This is a genomic window from Rheinheimera sp. F8 (genome assembly GCF_001518915.1).
In genome coordinates this window covers 2,747,574-2,764,328 of record NZ_CP013656.1, presented here as the reverse complement: position 1 = coordinate 2,764,328, position 16,755 = coordinate 2,747,574, and the positions used below count along the sequence as shown (strand labels likewise).

General features: G+C 52.5%; 16 protein-coding genes. 6 read left to right on the top strand and 10 right to left on the bottom strand.

The features are described from left to right. Window positions 1-107: 107 nt before the first annotated feature. Both tig and ATY27_RS12380 read right to left on the bottom strand, forming a co-directional pair. Window positions 108-1,418: a trigger factor gene (tig, locus tag ATY27_RS12385; RefSeq protein ID WP_208930952.1), complete on the bottom strand. Its 1,311-nt coding sequence runs from the start codon at window positions 1,416-1,418 to the stop codon at window positions 108-110. A 213-nt stretch (window positions 1,419-1,631) separates the two neighbouring features. Continuing rightward, window positions 1,632-2,111, bottom strand: a complete 480-nt coding sequence (locus ATY27_RS12380) for an N-acetyltransferase (RefSeq protein WP_208930951.1) — start codon at window positions 2,109-2,111, stop codon at window positions 1,632-1,634. A gap of 149 nt (window positions 2,112-2,260) precedes the next feature. On the opposite strand from ATY27_RS12380, the gene pxpA reads away from it, so the two are divergent. The 4 genes from pxpA to pcp are packed head-to-tail and all read left to right on the top strand — an operon-like array spanning window position 2,261 to window position 5,328. After that, on the top strand, window positions 2,261-3,013 hold the full coding sequence (gene pxpA / locus ATY27_RS12375; RefSeq protein WP_208930950.1) for a 5-oxoprolinase subunit PxpA: 753 nt from the start codon (window positions 2,261-2,263) through the stop codon (window positions 3,011-3,013). Beyond that, entirely contained in the window at window positions 3,010-3,723 is a 714-nt protein-coding gene (locus ATY27_RS12370; RefSeq protein ID WP_208930949.1) for a DUF969 domain-containing protein, read from the top strand. The genes pxpA and ATY27_RS12370 overlap by 4 nt, the downstream gene beginning before the upstream one ends. Beyond that, complete coding sequence (locus ATY27_RS12365) at window positions 3,723-4,670, top strand: DUF979 domain-containing protein (protein WP_208930948.1); 948 nt, start codon at window positions 3,723-3,725, stop codon at window positions 4,668-4,670. Before ATY27_RS12370 ends, ATY27_RS12365 begins: the two co-directional genes overlap by 1 nt. Window positions 4,671-4,683: 13 nt before the next feature. Then, window positions 4,684-5,328 (top strand): pyroglutamyl-peptidase I, encoded by a 645-nt coding sequence (gene pcp, locus ATY27_RS12360; RefSeq protein WP_208930947.1) that lies wholly within the window; start codon window positions 4,684-4,686, stop codon window positions 5,326-5,328. Here pcp and ATY27_RS12355 read toward each other — a convergent pair. The 3 genes from ATY27_RS12355 to ATY27_RS12345 all read right to left on the bottom strand — a co-directional run bounded on the left by ATY27_RS12355 (window position 5,325) and on the right by ATY27_RS12345 (window position 8,142). Further along, entirely contained in the window at window positions 5,325-6,047 is a 723-nt protein-coding gene (locus tag ATY27_RS12355; protein ID WP_208930946.1) for a polysaccharide deacetylase family protein, read from the bottom strand. The genes pcp and ATY27_RS12355 overlap by 4 nt on opposite strands. 219 nt (window positions 6,048-6,266) lie before the next feature. Further along, window positions 6,267-7,814 carry a cation:proton antiporter family protein gene (locus ATY27_RS12350; protein ID WP_244151291.1) on the bottom strand — a complete coding sequence of 516 codons (1,548 nt, stop codon included), beginning with the start codon at window positions 7,812-7,814 and terminating at the stop codon, window positions 6,267-6,269. A gap of 76 nt (window positions 7,815-7,890) precedes the next feature. Next, window positions 7,891-8,142 carry a DUF1289 domain-containing protein gene (locus tag ATY27_RS12345; protein WP_244151290.1) on the bottom strand — a complete coding sequence of 84 codons (252 nt, stop codon included), beginning with the start codon at window positions 8,140-8,142 and terminating at the stop codon, window positions 7,891-7,893. Window positions 8,143-8,393: 251 nt separating this feature from the next. Here ATY27_RS12345 and ATY27_RS12340 point away from each other — a divergent pair, with 251 nt between their 5' ends. Both ATY27_RS12340 and ygiD read left to right on the top strand, forming a co-directional pair. After that, entirely contained in the window at window positions 8,394-11,579 is a 3,186-nt protein-coding gene (locus tag ATY27_RS12340; protein WP_208930945.1) for an amidohydrolase family protein, read from the top strand. 145 nt (window positions 11,580-11,724) lie between these two features. Then, window positions 11,725-12,507: a 4,5-DOPA dioxygenase extradiol gene (gene ygiD / locus ATY27_RS12335; RefSeq protein WP_208930944.1), complete on the top strand. Its 783-nt coding sequence runs from the start codon at window positions 11,725-11,727 to the stop codon at window positions 12,505-12,507. 15 nt (window positions 12,508-12,522) lie between these two features. Here ygiD and ATY27_RS12330 read toward each other — a convergent pair whose 3' ends face one another. The 5 genes from ATY27_RS12330 to ATY27_RS12310 all read right to left on the bottom strand — a co-directional run bounded on the left by ATY27_RS12330 (window position 12,523) and on the right by ATY27_RS12310 (window position 16,669). Next, window positions 12,523-12,933 carry a hypothetical protein gene (locus ATY27_RS12330; RefSeq protein WP_208930943.1) on the bottom strand — a complete coding sequence of 137 codons (411 nt, stop codon included), beginning with the start codon at window positions 12,931-12,933 and terminating at the stop codon, window positions 12,523-12,525. Window positions 12,934-13,011: 78 nt separating this feature from the next. Continuing rightward, the gene (locus ATY27_RS12325; RefSeq protein ID WP_208930942.1) at window positions 13,012-13,242 is read right to left on the bottom strand and encodes a hypothetical protein; all 231 of its coding nucleotides are present in this window, start codon (window positions 13,240-13,242) and stop codon (window positions 13,012-13,014) included. Further along, a complete protein-coding gene (locus tag ATY27_RS12320) occupies window positions 13,209-13,862 on the bottom strand; it encodes a hypothetical protein (RefSeq protein ID WP_208930941.1) in 654 nt (217 codons plus the stop codon). Before ATY27_RS12320 ends, ATY27_RS12325 begins: the two co-directional genes overlap by 34 nt. Next, window positions 13,863-14,444 carry a GNAT family N-acetyltransferase gene (locus tag ATY27_RS12315; RefSeq protein ID WP_208930940.1) on the bottom strand — a complete coding sequence of 194 codons (582 nt, stop codon included), beginning with the start codon at window positions 14,442-14,444 and terminating at the stop codon, window positions 13,863-13,865. Window positions 14,445-14,467: 23 nt separating this feature from the next. Then, on the bottom strand, window positions 14,468-16,669 hold the full coding sequence (locus ATY27_RS12310; protein WP_208933423.1) for a YgiQ family radical SAM protein: 2,202 nt from the start codon (window positions 16,667-16,669) through the stop codon (window positions 14,468-14,470). Between the last annotated feature and the right edge of the window lie 86 nt (window positions 16,670-16,755).

Sequence of the window (16,755 nt, the reverse complement as noted above, 5' to 3'; positions counted from 1 at the left end):
AGGTGTTGACACCATAACTGATTCCCTGAAATGCGGCAGCACAAATGAAAATGGCCCGAACACTGCTGCTCAGGCCATTAAAGCTGTCGCCCCGACTAAAGTCAATCTTAGTTCGCAGCAGCCGGATTCATAATTTCGTCAAACTTCGCCGCTTGTTCAGTGACTTTGGCTTTTGCCAGCACCAGATCAATGGCCTGTTCTTCCAGCGCGACGTTGCGCATACCTTGCAGCAGCTCTTTATTGCTGTTGTAGTACTGCACTACTTCTTTTGGATCTTCGTAGGCAGATGCTACAGTTTCGATCAGCGCTTGTACGCGGCTGTCATCAACCTGCAGGTTGTTGGTTTTGATCACTTCACCCAGTAACAGGCCGACTTTGACGCGGTCACGGGCTTGTTCAGTGAACAGCGCTGCTGGCAGTTCTGGCAGGTTTTTCGCATTCATGTTCTGGCCAAACCGTTGCAGAGCCTGGCGACGCAGCACTTCTACTTCACTGTCGATCAGTGCTTGTGGCACGTCCAGTTCATGGTTTGCTAATAAGCCTTTGATCACTTGCTCTTTCACTTTGCCTTTGATGGCTTGGTTCAGCTCGCGCTCCATGTTCTTGCGAACTTCAGTGTGCAGCGCTTCTACAGTGTTGTCAGCCAGGCCAAACAGTTTAACGAATTCTTCGTTCACTTCTGGCAGCACTTGCGTTTCCACGCTGTTCAACGTGATTGCGAACTGAGCAGCTTTGCCTTTCAGGTTCTCAGCGTGATATTCAGCCGGGAAAGTCACGTCGATAGTGAATTGCTCGCCGGCTTTTTTGCCGATGATGCCATCTTCAAAACCAGGGATCATGCGGCCCTGGCCCAGGTCCAGACTGAAACCAGCAGCTTTACCGCCTTCGAATTCTTCGCCATCGATTGAACCAGAGAAGTCCATGTTGACGCGGTCGCCAGCAACAGCGGCATCGGCTTTGGCAGCCCAGGTCGCGTGTTGCTTACGCAGTGTTTCGATCATTTTGCTCATGTCATCAGCAGCGATCTCAACGACTGGTTTGGTCACTTCGACTTTTTCGAGGCCAGACAGCACAACTTCAGGATACACTTCGAAAGTAGCTGTGAATGCCAGATCCTGACCTTCAGCCAGTTGGCCTGGAGCGAAAGTCGGGTTGCCAGCAAGGTTCAGCTTGTTGCTGACGATAGCCTGATAGAAATGGTTTTGCATCTGACGTGAAGCCACGTCTTGCAGCACTGATAAACCGAACATTTTCTTGATGATTGCGACTGGCGCTTTGCCTGGACGGAAACCATCTACACGACGGTTTTTGGCAATTTGACGTAATTCTTTCTCGACTTCAACACTGATGGCGGCGGCCGGAACTGTAATATTGACGCGGCGCTCTAAACCCTGAGTGGTTTCAACAGAAACTTGCATTTTGTTACCTCAAAATCAAAATCGGGCGTAGCGATACGCCTGCTTACCAGAGCCTGGCACTGTTGCATTAGAAGCTATGGCCGCCAAGCTGAACGTTTAATAGGACGCGGCATTATAGCGGGGGTTTTTCGAGGCGTCGAGCATTTGATTAAAACCCAGCATTGGCGCGCCCTGGCGCTGAGTTTCACCCCTGTTCTGCTGCTTTTTTCCCAGCTATTTTGCCGGGATTTCAGCCGTCATAACCAGACGCCGGTAACCAGCGCCATAATAATCCGGTTCCTCAGCACTGGTGACAAAACCATGCTGCTGATAGAGTCGCACGGCGGGTAGATTGTCTGGATCAGCGGTCAGCCACAGCTGCCGGATCTTGGGAGCAACCATTGGTAATTGTCGTAAAAATGCCTGTAATAGGCCCTTACCTATGCCCTGCCCTTGCGCCTGCGGCGCTACAGCAAAAGACATCAGACTGAGTCGGGACGGTTCGGCAAATTCAGGGCCGCAAATCAGATAAGCCAGGATCTGATCATCCTGACGGGCAACCCAGAACAAATCTGGCCATAAATCAAAAGCCTGACGAAAGAAAAACACCGGATACACCGGTGGCGGAAACGCGCTGACTTCCAGTTCGGCTACAGCGGCAAGTTCTGCTTTTACGATGGGCCCAAAGGACACGCCACCTGACAATTGCACCATATACACTCCTGTTTATACTGCGGTCCTGAACCATCAATGCCAGACCTATCACTGCAGCAGTGTACCGGTACGACCTGACGGCAGCCAGCTTTACAGCAAAAACCACAGCCTGTTAAGGTGCTGTCTGCACTCCCCCTGACGGTGTCCTGATGAAATATATTGATTTAAATGCCGACCTTGGCGAAGGTTGCGGTGATGATCTGGCGATTATCCCGCTGTTGTCTTCCGCCAATATCAGTTGTGGCGCCCATGCTGGCAGCGAAGCCGATATTCTCAAAGCGCTGCAGGCCTGTAAACAACACCAGGTTTGTGTCGGTGCCCATCCGTCATATCCGGATCGCACCAACTTTGGTCGTCAGGCTCTGACAATGTCCGCTGCAGAACTGACTACCAGTCTGCAACAGCAACTCAGTTATTTCCAAACACTGGCTGATGCAGCCGGCATTTCGATGAGTTATGTCAAACCACACGGCGCTTTGTATAACCAGGCCGCAGTGGATATCCAATTGGCAACTCTTGTCACGGATGTGGTCAAGGCGCATCGCGCCGATTTAGCGGTGTTGACCTTACCAGACTGCGCACTGTTTCATGCCGCCAAAGCGGCAGGCTTAACGGTGTATCAGGAGGCGTTTGCCGACCGGGCCTATCTGGCATCAGGACAGCTGGTGCCACGCAGCCAGCCAGGCGCGGTGCTGGGTCATCAGGCTGCCCTGCAACAAAGCCTTCGACTGGTACAGACGGGGTCGATCAACAGCATTGACCATCAACAGATCCAACTCAACGCTGACAGTTTGTGTCTGCATGGTGACAGCCCGGAAGCGTTACAACTCGCCCGCGACTTATCCTCAGCATTACAGCAGGCTGGCGTCCATATTCGTTCGTTTTTCAGAGGCGCAGCATGAACTACTGGCCTTTGCTCGGCATCGCGGTCGTGATGATTGGTTTTGTCCTGCGTTTTAATGCGGTATTAGTCGTAATTAGCGCCGGTATTGTGACGGGTCTTTGCGCCTTGATGCCGCCAGTGCAGCTGCTTAGCGCCATCGGCGAGAGTTTTCTGAAAACCCGCTCATTGCCGGTGATCTTACTGTTACCCCTGGCCATTATTGGTTTGCTGGAAAGGCATGGTCTGAAACAACAGGCGCAACGTTTTATCGCCGGCGTTAAAGGCGCCACTGTGGGTCGGCTACTTAGTATTTATCTGCTGGCGCGCGAAGGCAGTGCCGCTTTGGGCTTAACCAGCCTCGGCGGTCATCCGCAAATGGTCAGGCCGCTGGTCGCGCCGATGGCGGAAGCGCTGGCAGAACGGCAGCATCCGGGACTGTCACAACAAGTGCGTGACAAAGTAAAAGCCATGGCTGCAGCCACTGATAACATCGGTTTATTTTTTGGAGAAGATATTTTCGTCGCCTTTGGCGCCATCGTGCTGATGCATACTTTTTTGCGCGAATCCGGCATCGAAACTGATCCGATGCACATTGCATTCTGGGGCATCCCAACCGCAATTGCGGCGTTTTTGATTCACGCCATTCGCTTGCGCCGGCTTGACCACTATCTGGCTGCAGAACAAGCAAGGCTGGCTCAGGCTGCCCCACAGCAAACGGAGCGCAACTGATGCTGACATTAACCCATCTGTACTGGCTGGTTGGCGCGATTATGGCACTGGTCGCTGTGCTGACACTGTTGGATCCGCAACATCCCCGCCGGTTTCGCAGCGGTTTGTTCTGGTTAAGCTACGCCGCTATTTTTGTCATCGGTGATCATCTGCCGACGTCAGTTGTTGGCGCACTGGTGCTCGGCATGGCCTTGCTGGCCGGGCTTGGCGGACTGGCGGCCGGACCTTATCAGGCATTACCAGACAAACTGCAACTGGCGTCACTGGAACGGCTTGGCAAAAAACTGTTTGTTCCGGCGTTGGCGATACCAGGTTTTACCTTGTTGCTGGTGCTGGTCATGGGTCAGATTCCGGCCCTTAATTGGTTTGATCCGAAAAACCTGACCTTACTGAGTCTGGGAGTTGCCTGTGTGCTGGCTTTTGCCATCGCCTGTTACCTGACCCGCGAATCACCACGTCAAGGCGGTCTTGAAGCCAAACGCTTGCTGGAAGCGATTGGCTGGGCGTTTTTATTGCCACATTTATTGGCAACCTTAGGCTTGTTGTTTAATCAGGCCGGCGTCGGGCAAATTATTGCGGCGCTCAGTCATGAATACCTGCAGCTGGACAGCCGCCTGGCCGCAGTCGCCGCTTATGCGCTGGCGATGGCTGGCTTTACCATCATTATGGGCAATGCGTTTGCAGCGTTTCCGGTGATCACTGCAGGCCTTGGTATTCCATTGTTGATTCAGCAGCATGACGCAAATCCGGCGGTGATGGCGGCGATTGGGATGTTCTGTGGTTATTGCGGTACATTGCTGACACCGATGGCGGCGAATTTTAATATCGTGCCGGTGGCATTGTTAGGGCTGAAAGACCAGCATGCGGTGATCAAAGCTCAGGCGCCGACGGCGCTGTTGCTGCTGGCCGTCAATATCATATTGCTGGATCAACTGGCATTTTTGTAACGGGTGCATTCTGATGAAAGTTCTGTTTACCGGTTTTGAACCTTTTGGCGGCGAAAGCACTAATCCAAGCGCTGTCGCAGTGGAGCAGATTTGCCGGCTACCGCCGCCGGCAGGTGTGCAGTGGCAGGCATTGATCCTGCCTGTCGAATTCAGGCGTAGTGCCACTCTGCTACAATCCAGCATCAACAGCTGGCAACCCGACCTGGTGCTTTGTATTGGTCAGGCTGGTGGCCGGCCGCAGATCAGTCTTGAACAGGTCGCGATTAATTTGCTCGAAGCGCGTATCCCGGACAACAGTGGCTGGCAGCCCAGTGGCGAGCCGATCGTGGCAACTGGCCCCGCCGCCTATTTCAGTACGCTGCCGCTCAAAGCAATCCGACAGCAGCTGCAACAAAACGGGATCCCAGCGAATATTTCATACACGGCAGGTACTTATGTGTGTAATGCCCTGATGTACCAGATGCTGCATCAGCTGGCATCCATGGCCGGCGGTCGCGGTGGATTCATCCATATTCCATATACGCCGGAACAAGCTGCCGGTAAAGCGGACGCAGCCAGCATGGCGGTAGCAACTGTTGTCACAGCGCTGACGGAAATTGTCCGGTGTTGCCAGCAATATTCACAGGATATCGCGGCTGTTGGTGGAACGTTGGACTAGTGCTGCGCCTGCTCCAGTTTCAGCAATTCATGCACAGTAACAAACCGGTAGCCCTGCGCTTTTAGCTGCCGGATGATTTCTGGCACCGCCTGCATTGTTGCCTGGCGGCTGTCATACATTACATGCAGTAAAATAATCGAGCCGGGCTTCGTCTGTTGCACGGTATAGTCGACTAACGCCTGCGGGTCTTTGGCTATTTTGGGAAAGTTTTCCGGCGCCACATCCCAGGTTACGCTGACGCGGTGATGCTTCATCAGATACCAGGGCAATATCAATAACTTTTTGCCATACGGCGGGCGAAAGTAAATCACCCCGTCCACCCCACTGTCGCGTAACAGCGTATCAGTTTGTTCAATTTCTCCGGCAACAAAAGCCGGTGATTTAAAAATCATCCGCTGATGACTAAAACTATGATTGCCCACCTGATGACCGGCGGCCAAAATTTGCCGTACCAGCTGTGGATGTTGCTGAACTTCCTGGCCAATCAGGAAAAAGGTGGCGGGAATTTGTTCTTCAGCGAGAATTTGCAGAATTTGATTGGTTTTGTCTGGGGTTGGACCGTCGTCAAACGTCAGGGCGACCACTTTTTCTGAGACTATTGCCTGGCTTTTTATCTCACCAAACACCTGCAGATCAGGCAAACTACTCAAACGCCAGATGCCCGCGACACTAAATAACACCAGGACAAGCAAAAACATAAAATGGCTTTGTACACGCATGCCAGAGATCCTTAGCAGCCCTGTGCCGGGCTTGTTGTTCTGTACTTTCAGTCAGACTGAAATGAAGGACGTGGATCTAAGCATAAGTTGTGCCAGCACCAGCGGTGTCCCTGCAAAATCTACAGAATAGCGATAGAGCAACAGTTGACGCGCGGACGATATTTGCGGTTGCCCGATTACATTACATGACATGCAAAATAAACTGACACTACGCCAAATTTAACCGGGCAAACTAATATGTTGCCGCACTCGTTCCGCCAAACCTAAACCGGCTTCGGACATCGTCAGATAGGTATGATCGGCCCCTGCCGCCATAATTTTGCGAGCTTCATCCTGTTGCATCGAATGCGACACGATGAGGCCGGCAAAGCCAGCGGCACGCAGTTTTTGTGTGGCAATCAGCTTGGCCTCACTGTCACTGAGGCACAGGATCACCGCTTTGACCCGGCCTAAATCCAGGCCCTGCCAAAACACCTGATCTTCTGCATCGGCGAACAACACGTTGTCGCCGCGTTCCTGGAACTGCCGGACCCGCGCCGGATCCGAATCAAGCCCTACCAGATGCGTTTTATGCTTCAAATAGTCATATGCCGCGCCGCCGGTGCGCCCCATCCCCATAATCATCACTTCAGCATCCCCTAAGGTGACCGGTTGTTCGTCCGGATGATGGATATTACGCTCGAGCGGGATCAACCGGCTGGCCAGACGTTCATACAGCGGGTGGGCATAACGGTTCAGCGGCGCCGAGATGACAAAGGATAAAGCGACCGTCAAAGCCAGCGGGATCAAAAATTGTGGCATCGCGACACTGGCCACTATCAAGGCGAATTCGCTGTAGTTACTGAGTGTCAATCCTGACAGGAAAGCACTGCGCGCCCGCAGTTTAAACAACACCAACAGCGCAAAAAACAACGCGGCTTTGAGCGGCAATAAGATCGACATTAACGCGGCAAACAGCCAGGCACTTTGATCCGGTAAACCACCAAGGCCGATTTGCAGGAAAAAACCCACCAGAAAAAACTCTTTTAAACTCCACAAAGTTTTCGACAATTCACCGGCTCTGGGGTGTTTTGCCAGCAAAGCGCCAAACACCAGTGCGCCCAATTCTGCACTGAGGCCGACGGCATGAAAGCCCATACCACCAGCCACTACGGCGAGCAGTACACCAAACAGGATTTGCAGGTCGTCATGGCCGGTTAAATCCAGCAGTTTAAACAGCAGTGGCCGCAGCAGCGGAACTGCGAGGACTAACAACGCCCAATAAGATGGCGTAATACCGCTGGAAAAACTCAGCATGGCCATCGCAATTAAATCCTGCACGACCAGAATACCAATGGCTACCCGGCCATGAAAAGCACGGATCTCACGTTTTCCTTCCAATACTTTGGCGGCTAATACTGTCGATGAAAACGCCAGTGCAGCACCCAGCATCAAGGCGTGATACCAGCTTGAGTCAAATGCCAGCCAAATCACCGGCGCGTACAACAAGCCTGACAGCGCAAAGTGCAGCACACTGCCGCCCAGTACTTCGGGTTTGAGCAAACTGCGCATGTTGAGCTTAAGGCCCACAGTAAATAACAACAGTAAGACGCCAAGATGTGCCACATGCTCGATAATGGCGTGGCCTTGCGGCAACTGCAGCGCTTCGGTACTGGCGGTAATGGCAAAACCTGCGGCAAGATAACCAATCAGTGGCGGCAGGCCGCACAGGCGCACCAGCATACCGAGACTAAAGGCAAATCCAATCCAGACGGCTTCTAAAATCAACGCTATCTCCCTGTCACTCTTATTGTTTAGTCTGACAGCAACAGTTGCAGCCATCAAGTTCACCGGTTGCGCCAGATCAACTGAGCTGGCTTTGTTTTTTCAGTGCCAGCGCTTGTTTTGCGCTTTGCCATTCGGCAGAAGTAATGGCCGATGTCGGGCTGCTATGTGCATCAATATCCTGCCGGCGTGTTGCACAAAGTTGCAGGATTTGCAGTTGCTGGGCGTCCGTTCTTTTATTCCAGTCGACAATCTCTTCAATATGACGATAGCAGCCGGTACAGATTTTTTCGTTATTCAGTTTACAACAGGCAACACAAGGTGAATCCATCAGGGCCTCCGCCAGATTCGCTGGCAAGTTTGGCCGTTAGTATGCCAAAAATTTGTCGGATTGGCGCGGGCAATCCGTCTGGCGCCGCTGCAGTCTGTACCTGAACCGGCAAAACACTGACGTTTGTCGCTGCGCAGCGCCTGACAGGCGCAGGTTGCCGGGCTGCCTCTTACATTCCGTCAAAGGCTGTGGCAGTTTTAAGTTTTGACCAACCAGATCTGCAACAGCAGACATCAATCCCAGGGATATCTATGAACAAATGGCAACCGGCATTACTGGCACTTTGTGTCAGCTCTGCTCTTTTCCCGGCATTGGCCGCAGATAAAAAAGCGCAATGGGACGTCAATGCCCCACAAGGTAAATTCGAAACGGTGCAAATCAACACCGACAGCGGCACCTGGATGAATGTGGATGTGAGTCCCGATGGCAAAACACTGGTGTTTGATGTACTGGGTGACATTTACAGTATGCCGGTCAGTGGCGGCAGCGCCAAACGTCTGACTTCGGATATCGGCTGGCAAATGCAGCCAAGCTTCAGCCCTGATGGCAAATATATTACTTACACTTCAGATGAAGGCGGTGGCGACAATATCTGGTTGATGAACGCCGATGGCAGCAATGCCCATGCCGTGACGGATGAGACGTTCCGTTTGCTCAATAGCCCGGCCTGGAGCCCGGACGGCGAATTTATTGTCGCGCGCAAACATTTCACCAATACCCGCTCGCTCGGCGCCGGTGAAGTCTGGCAATACCATAAGTCTGGTGGCAGCGGCGTGATGCTGACTGAAAAGGCCAATGATGAGAAAGACTTAGGCGAACCGGCTTTTTCACCAGATGGCAAATATGTTTATTTCTCGCAAGACGATACGCCAGGTAAAACTTTCCACTACAGCAAAGATTCTGAGCAAGGCATTTATGTCATTAAACGCTTTGAGCGGGAAACCGGCAAAATCGAGGTGTTATTAGAAGGTGCCGGCGGTGCCATTCGCCCAACCCCATCACCGGACGGAAAATTCCTCGCTTATATCCGCCGCATCGATTTTCAGACCACGCTGATGCTGTACAACCTCGAATCCGGAGAAACCACTGAGCTGTATGGCAAGCTTGATCGCGATATGCAGGAAACCTGGGCCATTCACGGCGTATACCCACAGATGAGCTGGACACCGGATAACAAAGCCATAGTGTTCTGGGCCGGCGGCAAGATCCAAAAACTGGATGTCGCCAGCAAACAAGTGGCGCAGATCCCGTTTAAAGTCGATGTCGAGAAAAAAATCCAGCAAGCGGTTCGCTACAAACAGGATTTGGACCACGACCAGGTTGACGTGAAGATGCTGCGATTTGTCCAGGCGTCACCGGATGGCAATACCATTGTGTATTCCGCGCTGGGCCACTTATACAAAGTTGCCGCGAAAGGCGGTAAACCGCAGCGTCTGACCGCGCAAAACGAGCAGTTTGAACTGTACCCGCAATTCTCGCGTGACGGCAAAAAGCTGGTATATGTCAGCTGGCAGGACCAGCAACAAGGTCAAATCAAAGTCATTGATTTAACAAGCAATCAGGTGAAAACCGTGGTCAGTGAGCCGGGCAAATACCTGGAACCATCTTTCAGTCCGGACGGCAACACGCTGGTCTTCCGTAAAGGCGGCGCCGGTAGTCTGCTCGACAAACGCTGGTCGCTGAATACCGGCATTTACACTGTACCGGCCGCAGGCGGTAAGATGAAGCTGGTCAGCCGCAACGGCTTTGCGCCGCATTTTGCGGAGCGCAATGACCGGATCTTTGCGATGGATTACGGTCAGTCACCGACTTTACTGGCGATCGACCTCGCAACACAAACCCAACGCACACTCTACAGCGCCAAATACGGTACTGAGTTTAAAGTATCGCCGGATGGCAAATACGTCGCTTTTGCCGACCGCTTCAAAGTGTACGTCACGCCTTTTGCCGAGCGTGGCGCCTCGATTGATATCAGCGGCAGCGATACCCAGTTCCCGGTGCGCCAGTTATCGGTGCGCGCAGGTGAAAACATCAGTTGGAGCGGTAACAGCAAACAGCTGTACTGGAATCTCGGTCCTGAACTCTATCACGCCAATCTCAGCAGCGTTTTTGCCGTCGGCAGTGATAAAGCCGCAGACAGCTTTAAAGTCGCCAACGGCCAGAACATCAGTTTTGCCACCCCGGCTTATCAGGCGCAGGGACTGGTTGCCTTTGTCGGTGGTCAGGTCATCACTATGGCTGGTGATCAAGTGATTGCCGACGGTGTCGTGCTGATTGAGGGGAACAAAATCAAAGCGGTTGGTTCCGCTGCAGAAGTGAAAGTCCCGACAGGCGCCAAAGTCATCGATATCAAAGGCAAGACTCTGATGCCAGGTTTGTTTGATGCGCATGCGCATGGCAGTCAGGGCGTCAATCAAATCATTCCGCAGCAAAATTACGCCAACTATGCGTCGCTGGCGCTGGGTGTCACCAGTATCCACGACCCGTCGAACGACACACAGGAAATTTTCACTGCCAGTGAAATGCAAAAAACCGGTCAGATTGTTGGCCCACGCATCTTCTCCACCGGCACTATTTTATACGGTGCTTATGGCGCTGGTTATACCTCGCATGTCGATAGCGTCGACGACGCCAGGTTCCATCTGGAGCGGTTAAAGAAAGTTGGCGCGTTTTCGGTGAAGAGCTACAACCAACCGCGGCGCAATCAACGTCAGCAAGTCATTCAGGCGGCCCGAGAACTCGAGATGATGGTGGTGCCTGAAGGTGGTTCGTTGCTACAGCACAACCTCAGCATGGCCGTTGATGGCCATACCACGCTGGAGCATTCTCTGCCCGCCGCGAAACTGTATGACGATGTCAAACAGTTGTGGCGCGCCACCAAAACCGCTTATACCCCAACCTTAGTGGTGGCCTATGGCGGTATTTGGGGCGAAAACTACTGGTATGACAAAACCGAGGTGTGGAAACATCCGCGCTTGTCGAAATATGTGCCAATGGATGAGTTACGGCCGCGTAGTATGCGCCGCCCGACAGCGCCAGATTCACATTACAACCATTTCAGCATCGCTAAAATGGCGAAGGAACTGAGCGATGAAGGCGTGATCACCAATATCGGTGCGCATGGCCAACGCGAAAGTTTAGGTGCGCACTGGGAGATTTGGATGTTTGCTCAGGGCGGCATGAGCCCGTTGCAAGCGCTGAAAACGGCCACCATTAATCCAGCCAAGACCTTTGGCATGGACCACCAGTTAGGCTCGGTTGAAGCCGGCAAACTGGCTGACCTGATAGTCATCGACGGCAACCCACTGGTGGATATCCGTCAAAGCGACCGGGTGCAATATACGATGGTGAATGGCCGCCTGTTTGACGCGGAAACGATGCACGAGCTGAATGGCCAGCAACAACAACGTGTGCCGTTTTACTTCGAAAAACACTAAATTTAGTCTGCTGCTGTGAAACCAAACGCCGGTAATTGCCGGCGTTTTTCTTGCTATTTTCTGCACCTGTTCGACATTTTTTATGCACTTTTCGGCGGCTGGTTGCACCTTTATGCTGTTGCAAATTTGTAGTGAGGAGTCTGACGTGTCTGTGAAAGTTCTGATGCCAATGTTATTTCTCGGTCATGGCAGTCCAATGAATGCGCTGGAGTCGAACCGCTGGACAGAGCAGTGGCGCCAGATCGCTGCGAACCTGAAACCAAAAGCAATTCTGCTGATTTCGGCGCACTGGGATAAACCAGGCCTACGTGTACTGACAGACCCCAACCCACGCACCATCCATGATTTTGGTGGTTTTCCGCCAGCTTTGTACCAGCAGCAATATCCAGCACCGGGTTCGCCAGCCCTTGCCGGATTGTTACTGGAATTACTGGCCGAGGTTGGCGTACAGCCAGACAGTCAGTGGGGCTTTGACCACGGTGCATGGTCAGTCCTTTGCCATGCCTTCCCTGCAGCCGATGTGCCTGTGGTGCAGTTGTCGATCGACAGTCAAAAAGATGCTGCCTGGCATTTACTGGTGGGCAGAAAACTGGCGACATTACGCGCCGAAGGTGTGCTTATCATGGCGTCGGGAAACATAGTCCACAACTTAGCTTTACTGGATTGGCGCGACGGCCCTGCACCAAACTGGGCAGCGCAATTCTTACAGCAGGTACAGCGCTGTATCGCCAGCCGCGACTGGCAAAAACTTACAGATTACCGCAGCTGGGGCCAGGCGGCAGCGCTGGCAGTGCCGCATCCGGATCACTTGCTGCCGCTGTTTTATCTGCTTGGCGCTGCGTACACAGCGGAGTCGTTGTTTTGGTTTAATCAGGATTTTACGCTGGGCAATCTCGCCATGCATAGTTTGCGGATTGGCGGGCAATGATCTTCGGAAAATCAATTACAACGGTGTGAGCTCCAGCATTTTCATATTGTCGAGATATTGCTGATAATCGGCAGGCTCACAATAGCTGGTATCTTTGAGCAGGCGCAGCGTTTCTTCAGCGCTTTGCTTCATATAGTCATAGTTCTCGAAGCGATAGGATGGCAACTGCGACTGGTTTAATGCCTGCAAGTTTTCCAGCGAACCACGTAAAAACAAGCAGTGACGTTTTCGCATTTTGGCAAATTGCGGTTCAAGATGTTGACCCGTGCCCTTTAACATCACAATCTCACCTTTTACCAGGCTCATTTCCCCAAGCGGTGTAGAGATCATAAAAAACAGCCCCAAAATGTAACCCGGAACTGCAACCACGGCGGCGCCAGCCAAAAAGGCAGCAAGATAACGTAAGAACACTGTAATTGACCGCATTATACAGACCACGACTTTGAACTTAGCTGTCTCAATGATTGCCACAGACAACGCAGGTAGTCAAGCGTGAGTAACGAATTATAATCTGGCCAGTTTTCGCTTCTCTTCCAGACGCTCAGCGGCGTTGCTCCACTGTTCAAGGGTTACATCCTGCTGCAACATGGCTTTGCTTAAAACCGGCTGTGATGCCAGCACTGCAGGTTTTGGCAGCAACTGCGTCGCAACAGCATCAAGCAGTGCGATGGCGCAAAAGCCTGCGACAAAATAGCCTGCCGCTACTTTTTGTTCTGTTGTTGGGTGCCAAGCCATGCTTTTACCTCTGCTAACCATTGTTCACGTTCGGCTGGTTTTAATGCGCGTTCGGCAAAATACCCATATTGCAGCCGTTTGTCGGATTTAAGCTCCAGCATGATGCGATCTTTGCCTTCTTGCAGATCATGAAATTCCAAATCACCAGCTTTTAATGTCGACGCATATTTAAGCACCAGCGCGCGAAATTCCGGACTCAGTCCCTTCGGTGCGGCCAGCTCGATCCGGCATAAATTGTTGCGGCATTCGCTGTCGTATATGCGCAACTCGTTCGCGCCGACATTCTGTGCCACATGTGCAATCATAAACTCTGTGGCTTCGGCCCAGCTATCGTCACGGCTCTGATCGGAGAATCCAGCATTATCGGCAATAAGCGCAAGCTCCAAATCACGCAATTTATTCAGTTCCAGCTGTGCCTGCAGCGCCGGCAGTGCCTGTTCACCATATTTGGTATAAAAGGACAACAACGGTGCCAATGCAGTTGCCGTTTCAGCTTCGGACTGCCATAACGCCTGCCATTGCCACTGTGGGGCATGAGCAACAGGCCACAGCAGATACAGGCATACACCTGCAGCCGCAGCCCGGAGTCTCAGCGGGATTTGTTCGATGGACCAGTGCATCTATGTACCTGAATCTGTTGAAAAACCGGCGCTCATGCTAGCACAGTCCAGCTTCAGGCCGTACTGTCGCACCGCTAAATCCGGCAGTAAACTAAACCGAATATCTTGTTGATAGGTAAACCCGAGTTTTTCCAGCACCCGAATCGAACTGAGATTGTCCGGATGGACTAAGCCGAAGATCTGATCCTGCCGCAGGCCTTGTGGGCAACAAACTGAACGCCTGTGCGCATCATCAAGTACGGCCAAAGCCGCTTCAACTACCAGTCCCTGCCCCCAATACTGTGGTAACAGGCGGTAACCTAAATCGAAGCCATTAATTTCATCAACCCATTTCAGGCCGCAAAAACCAATGATATCGTCACTTTCTGGCAAGGTTATCGCCAGGCGGCCAAAGCCGGTGCGCTGATAATCCGCCAGCGGATGGCTTTGCAGATAAGCCAAGGCCTCATCTTCAGTCTGCATCGGCGCCGAACCGATATAACGCATCACGGCCGGATCTGCGCCGAGTCGGTACATCGCCGGCACATCAACCAGGGTAAATGGCCGCAACTGCAGCCTCGGCGTCGTTAAAATTTCAGCCATCAAACTGCTTCCTGCGTGTTCGCTTAGCCTTTACCTTTTTTAAAGGACGCATGACCGGATGATTTGGAGATCTGCTGTTGTTTGCGGATCAGTGCTTCTTTTACCGGATTCATGCCGGTGTGTTTGGTCACGGCAATTTTGCCACCAGCTTTGGGCTTCAGGTTTTTCTCGTCCCGTGTTTCTTCCGGCACCAGGCATTGTTTGCCTTTGCCAATGAGCTTACTCAAACCCATTTTCTGCAGCGCTTCGCGGATCATCGGCCAGCCCGCCGGATCATGGTAACGCAACAAGGCTTTGTGCAGTCGACGTTGACGTTCGCCTTTGGGTACCGGCACCGATTCGGTATTCCCTTTCAAATTCTTAAGCGAATTCAATTCGGTATGATAAATAGTTGTCGCATTGGCCATCGGGCTTGGATAGAAGTTCTGCACCTGGTCGAGGCGGAAATCCCGCTCTTTTAACCACAGTGCCAGATTCACCATGTCCAGATCGGTGGTGCCCGGGTGCGCTGAAATAAAATAAGGGATCAGGTACTGTTCTTTACCGGCTTCACGGCTGTATTTATCGAACATCGCCTTAAACTTGTCGTAAGCGCCCATGCCCGGCTTCATCATCTTCGACAATGGACCATCTTCGGTGTGCTCCGGCGCAATTTTTAAGTAGCCGCCGACATGATGCTGCACCAGCTCACGCACATAATTCGGATCTTCTACCGCAAGATCATAACGCACGCCGGAAGCGACCAGTACTTTCTTCACGCCAGGTAATTTGCGCGCGGCACGATACAAATCCACCGTTGGGCTTTGGTCGGTGTCCATGTGCTCACAAATGGTCGGATAGACACAGGATGGCCGGCGGCAGGTTTGTTCTGCTTTTGGATTTTTACAGCGCAGCCGGTACATGTTCGCGGTAGGACCACCTAAATCGGAAATCACGCCGGTAAAACCCGGTACTTTGTCGCGAATTTCCTCAATTTCACGCAAAATAGATTCTTGTGAACGACTTTGAATAATGCGGCCTTCATGTTCGGTGATCGAACAGAAAGAACAGCCGCCAAAACAACCGCGCATGATATTGACTGAGGTTTTAATCATGTCATAAGCCGGGATCTTGGCTTTGCCATAGACCGGATGCGGCACGCGCTGATAAGGCAGACCAAACACGCCATCCATTTCTTCGGTCGTCAGCGGAAACGCCGGTGGATTAAGCCAAACCGAGCGGTCGCCATGGCGCTGCATAATAGCGCGGGCACAACCCGGATTGGTTTCCTGATGCAGGATACGCGACGCATGCGCATACAGCGGTTTATTCACGCTGACCTGCTCAAAGGCCGGCAATTTCACATAGGTTTTTTCCCACGGTTTTTGCCGTGGCGGCTGCACCAGGATCGGCTTGGCTTCAACTTCGGCCGGTTTAGACAAATCGATACCGGCCTGAGCAAATTCAGAATAACTGCTGCAACCGACGTCGTCAGCGCCATAGGGATTTGGCACCGGGTCGATTTTGCCGACTTTATCAATAGCGGTGGAATCAACACCACGCCAATCGGGCAATGGCTCTTTGCGGATCACGGCAGTACCACGGATATCCTGCAAAGTACTGATGGCTTCACCTGCGGCCAGGCGGTGCGCCACTTCTACCAGCGGCCGCTCGGCATTGCCGTAAATCAGCAATTCGGCCTTGGCATCAAAAATAATGGAGCGGCGGACTTTTTCCTGCCAGTAGTCATAATGTGCAATGCGGCGCAGACTGGCTTCAATACCGCCAATCACCACAGGTACATCTTTAAATGCTTCTTTACAGCGCTGCGAATACACAATGACCGCGCGATCCGGCCGCTTACCGCCTTCATTATTCGGCGTATAGGCATCGTCGTGGCGCAGTTTTTTATCCGCCGTATAGCGGTTGATCATCGAGTCCATATTGCCGGCAGACACACCGAAGAACAGCTTCGGTTTGCCGAGGCGCATAAAATCATCTTTGCTGTTCCAGTCGGGTTGCGCGATGATGCCGACGCGAAAACCCTGGCTTTCCAGCATCCGTCCCACCACCGCCATACCAAAACTCGGGTGGTCGACATAAGCATCGCCAACCACCAGGATAATGTCGCAACAGTCCCAGCCCAGCTTCGCCATCTCGGCCTTGCTCATTGGTAAAAATGGCGCCGGTTTAAAATTGTCGCCGCGGTACTTTGGATAAGAAAACAGACCGCGTTCGGCGGACATACGCTCGACCGGAGCGGATTTTCGGGATGGAACTGTGGTGCTGGTCATAGCCATGTCTCATGGGCCTCGAAAAAAGGTTGAGCATT

Excerpts from the sequence above, each read along its gene's own strand:
- tig (WP_208930952.1), bottom strand. The coding sequence starts at position 1,418 with ATGCAAGTTTCTGTTGAAACCACTCAGGGTTTAGAGCGCCGCGTCAAT.
- ATY27_RS12380 (WP_208930951.1), bottom strand. The coding sequence starts at position 2,111 with ATGGTGCAATTGTCAGGTGGCGTGTCCTTTGGGCCCATCGTAAAAGCA.
- pxpA (WP_208930950.1), top strand. The coding sequence starts at position 2,261 with ATGAAATATATTGATTTAAATGCCGACCTTGGCGAAGGTTGCGGTGAT.
- ATY27_RS12370 (WP_208930949.1), top strand. The coding sequence starts at position 3,010 with ATGAACTACTGGCCTTTGCTCGGCATCGCGGTCGTGATGATTGGTTTT.
- ATY27_RS12365 (WP_208930948.1), top strand. The coding sequence starts at position 3,723 with ATGCTGACATTAACCCATCTGTACTGGCTGGTTGGCGCGATTATGGCA.
- pcp (WP_208930947.1), top strand. The coding sequence starts at position 4,684 with ATGAAAGTTCTGTTTACCGGTTTTGAACCTTTTGGCGGCGAAAGCACT.
- ATY27_RS12355 (WP_208930946.1), bottom strand. The coding sequence starts at position 6,047 with ATGCGTGTACAAAGCCATTTTATGTTTTTGCTTGTCCTGGTGTTATTT.
- ATY27_RS12345 (WP_244151290.1), bottom strand. The coding sequence starts at position 8,142 with ATGGATTCACCTTGTGTTGCCTGTTGTAAACTGAATAACGAAAAAATC.
- ATY27_RS12340 (WP_208930945.1), top strand. The coding sequence starts at position 8,394 with ATGAACAAATGGCAACCGGCATTACTGGCACTTTGTGTCAGCTCTGCT.
- ATY27_RS12330 (WP_208930943.1), bottom strand. The coding sequence starts at position 12,933 with ATGCGGTCAATTACAGTGTTCTTACGTTATCTTGCTGCCTTTTTGGCT.
- ATY27_RS12325 (WP_208930942.1), bottom strand. The coding sequence starts at position 13,242 with ATGGCTTGGCACCCAACAACAGAACAAAAAGTAGCGGCAGGCTATTTT.
- ATY27_RS12320 (WP_208930941.1), bottom strand. The coding sequence starts at position 13,862 with ATGCACTGGTCCATCGAACAAATCCCGCTGAGACTCCGGGCTGCGGCT.
- ATY27_RS12315 (WP_208930940.1), bottom strand. The coding sequence starts at position 14,444 with ATGGCTGAAATTTTAACGACGCCGAGGCTGCAGTTGCGGCCATTTACC.
- ATY27_RS12310 (WP_208933423.1), bottom strand. The coding sequence starts at position 16,669 with ATGTCCGCCGAACGCGGTCTGTTTTCTTATCCAAAGTACCGCGGCGAC.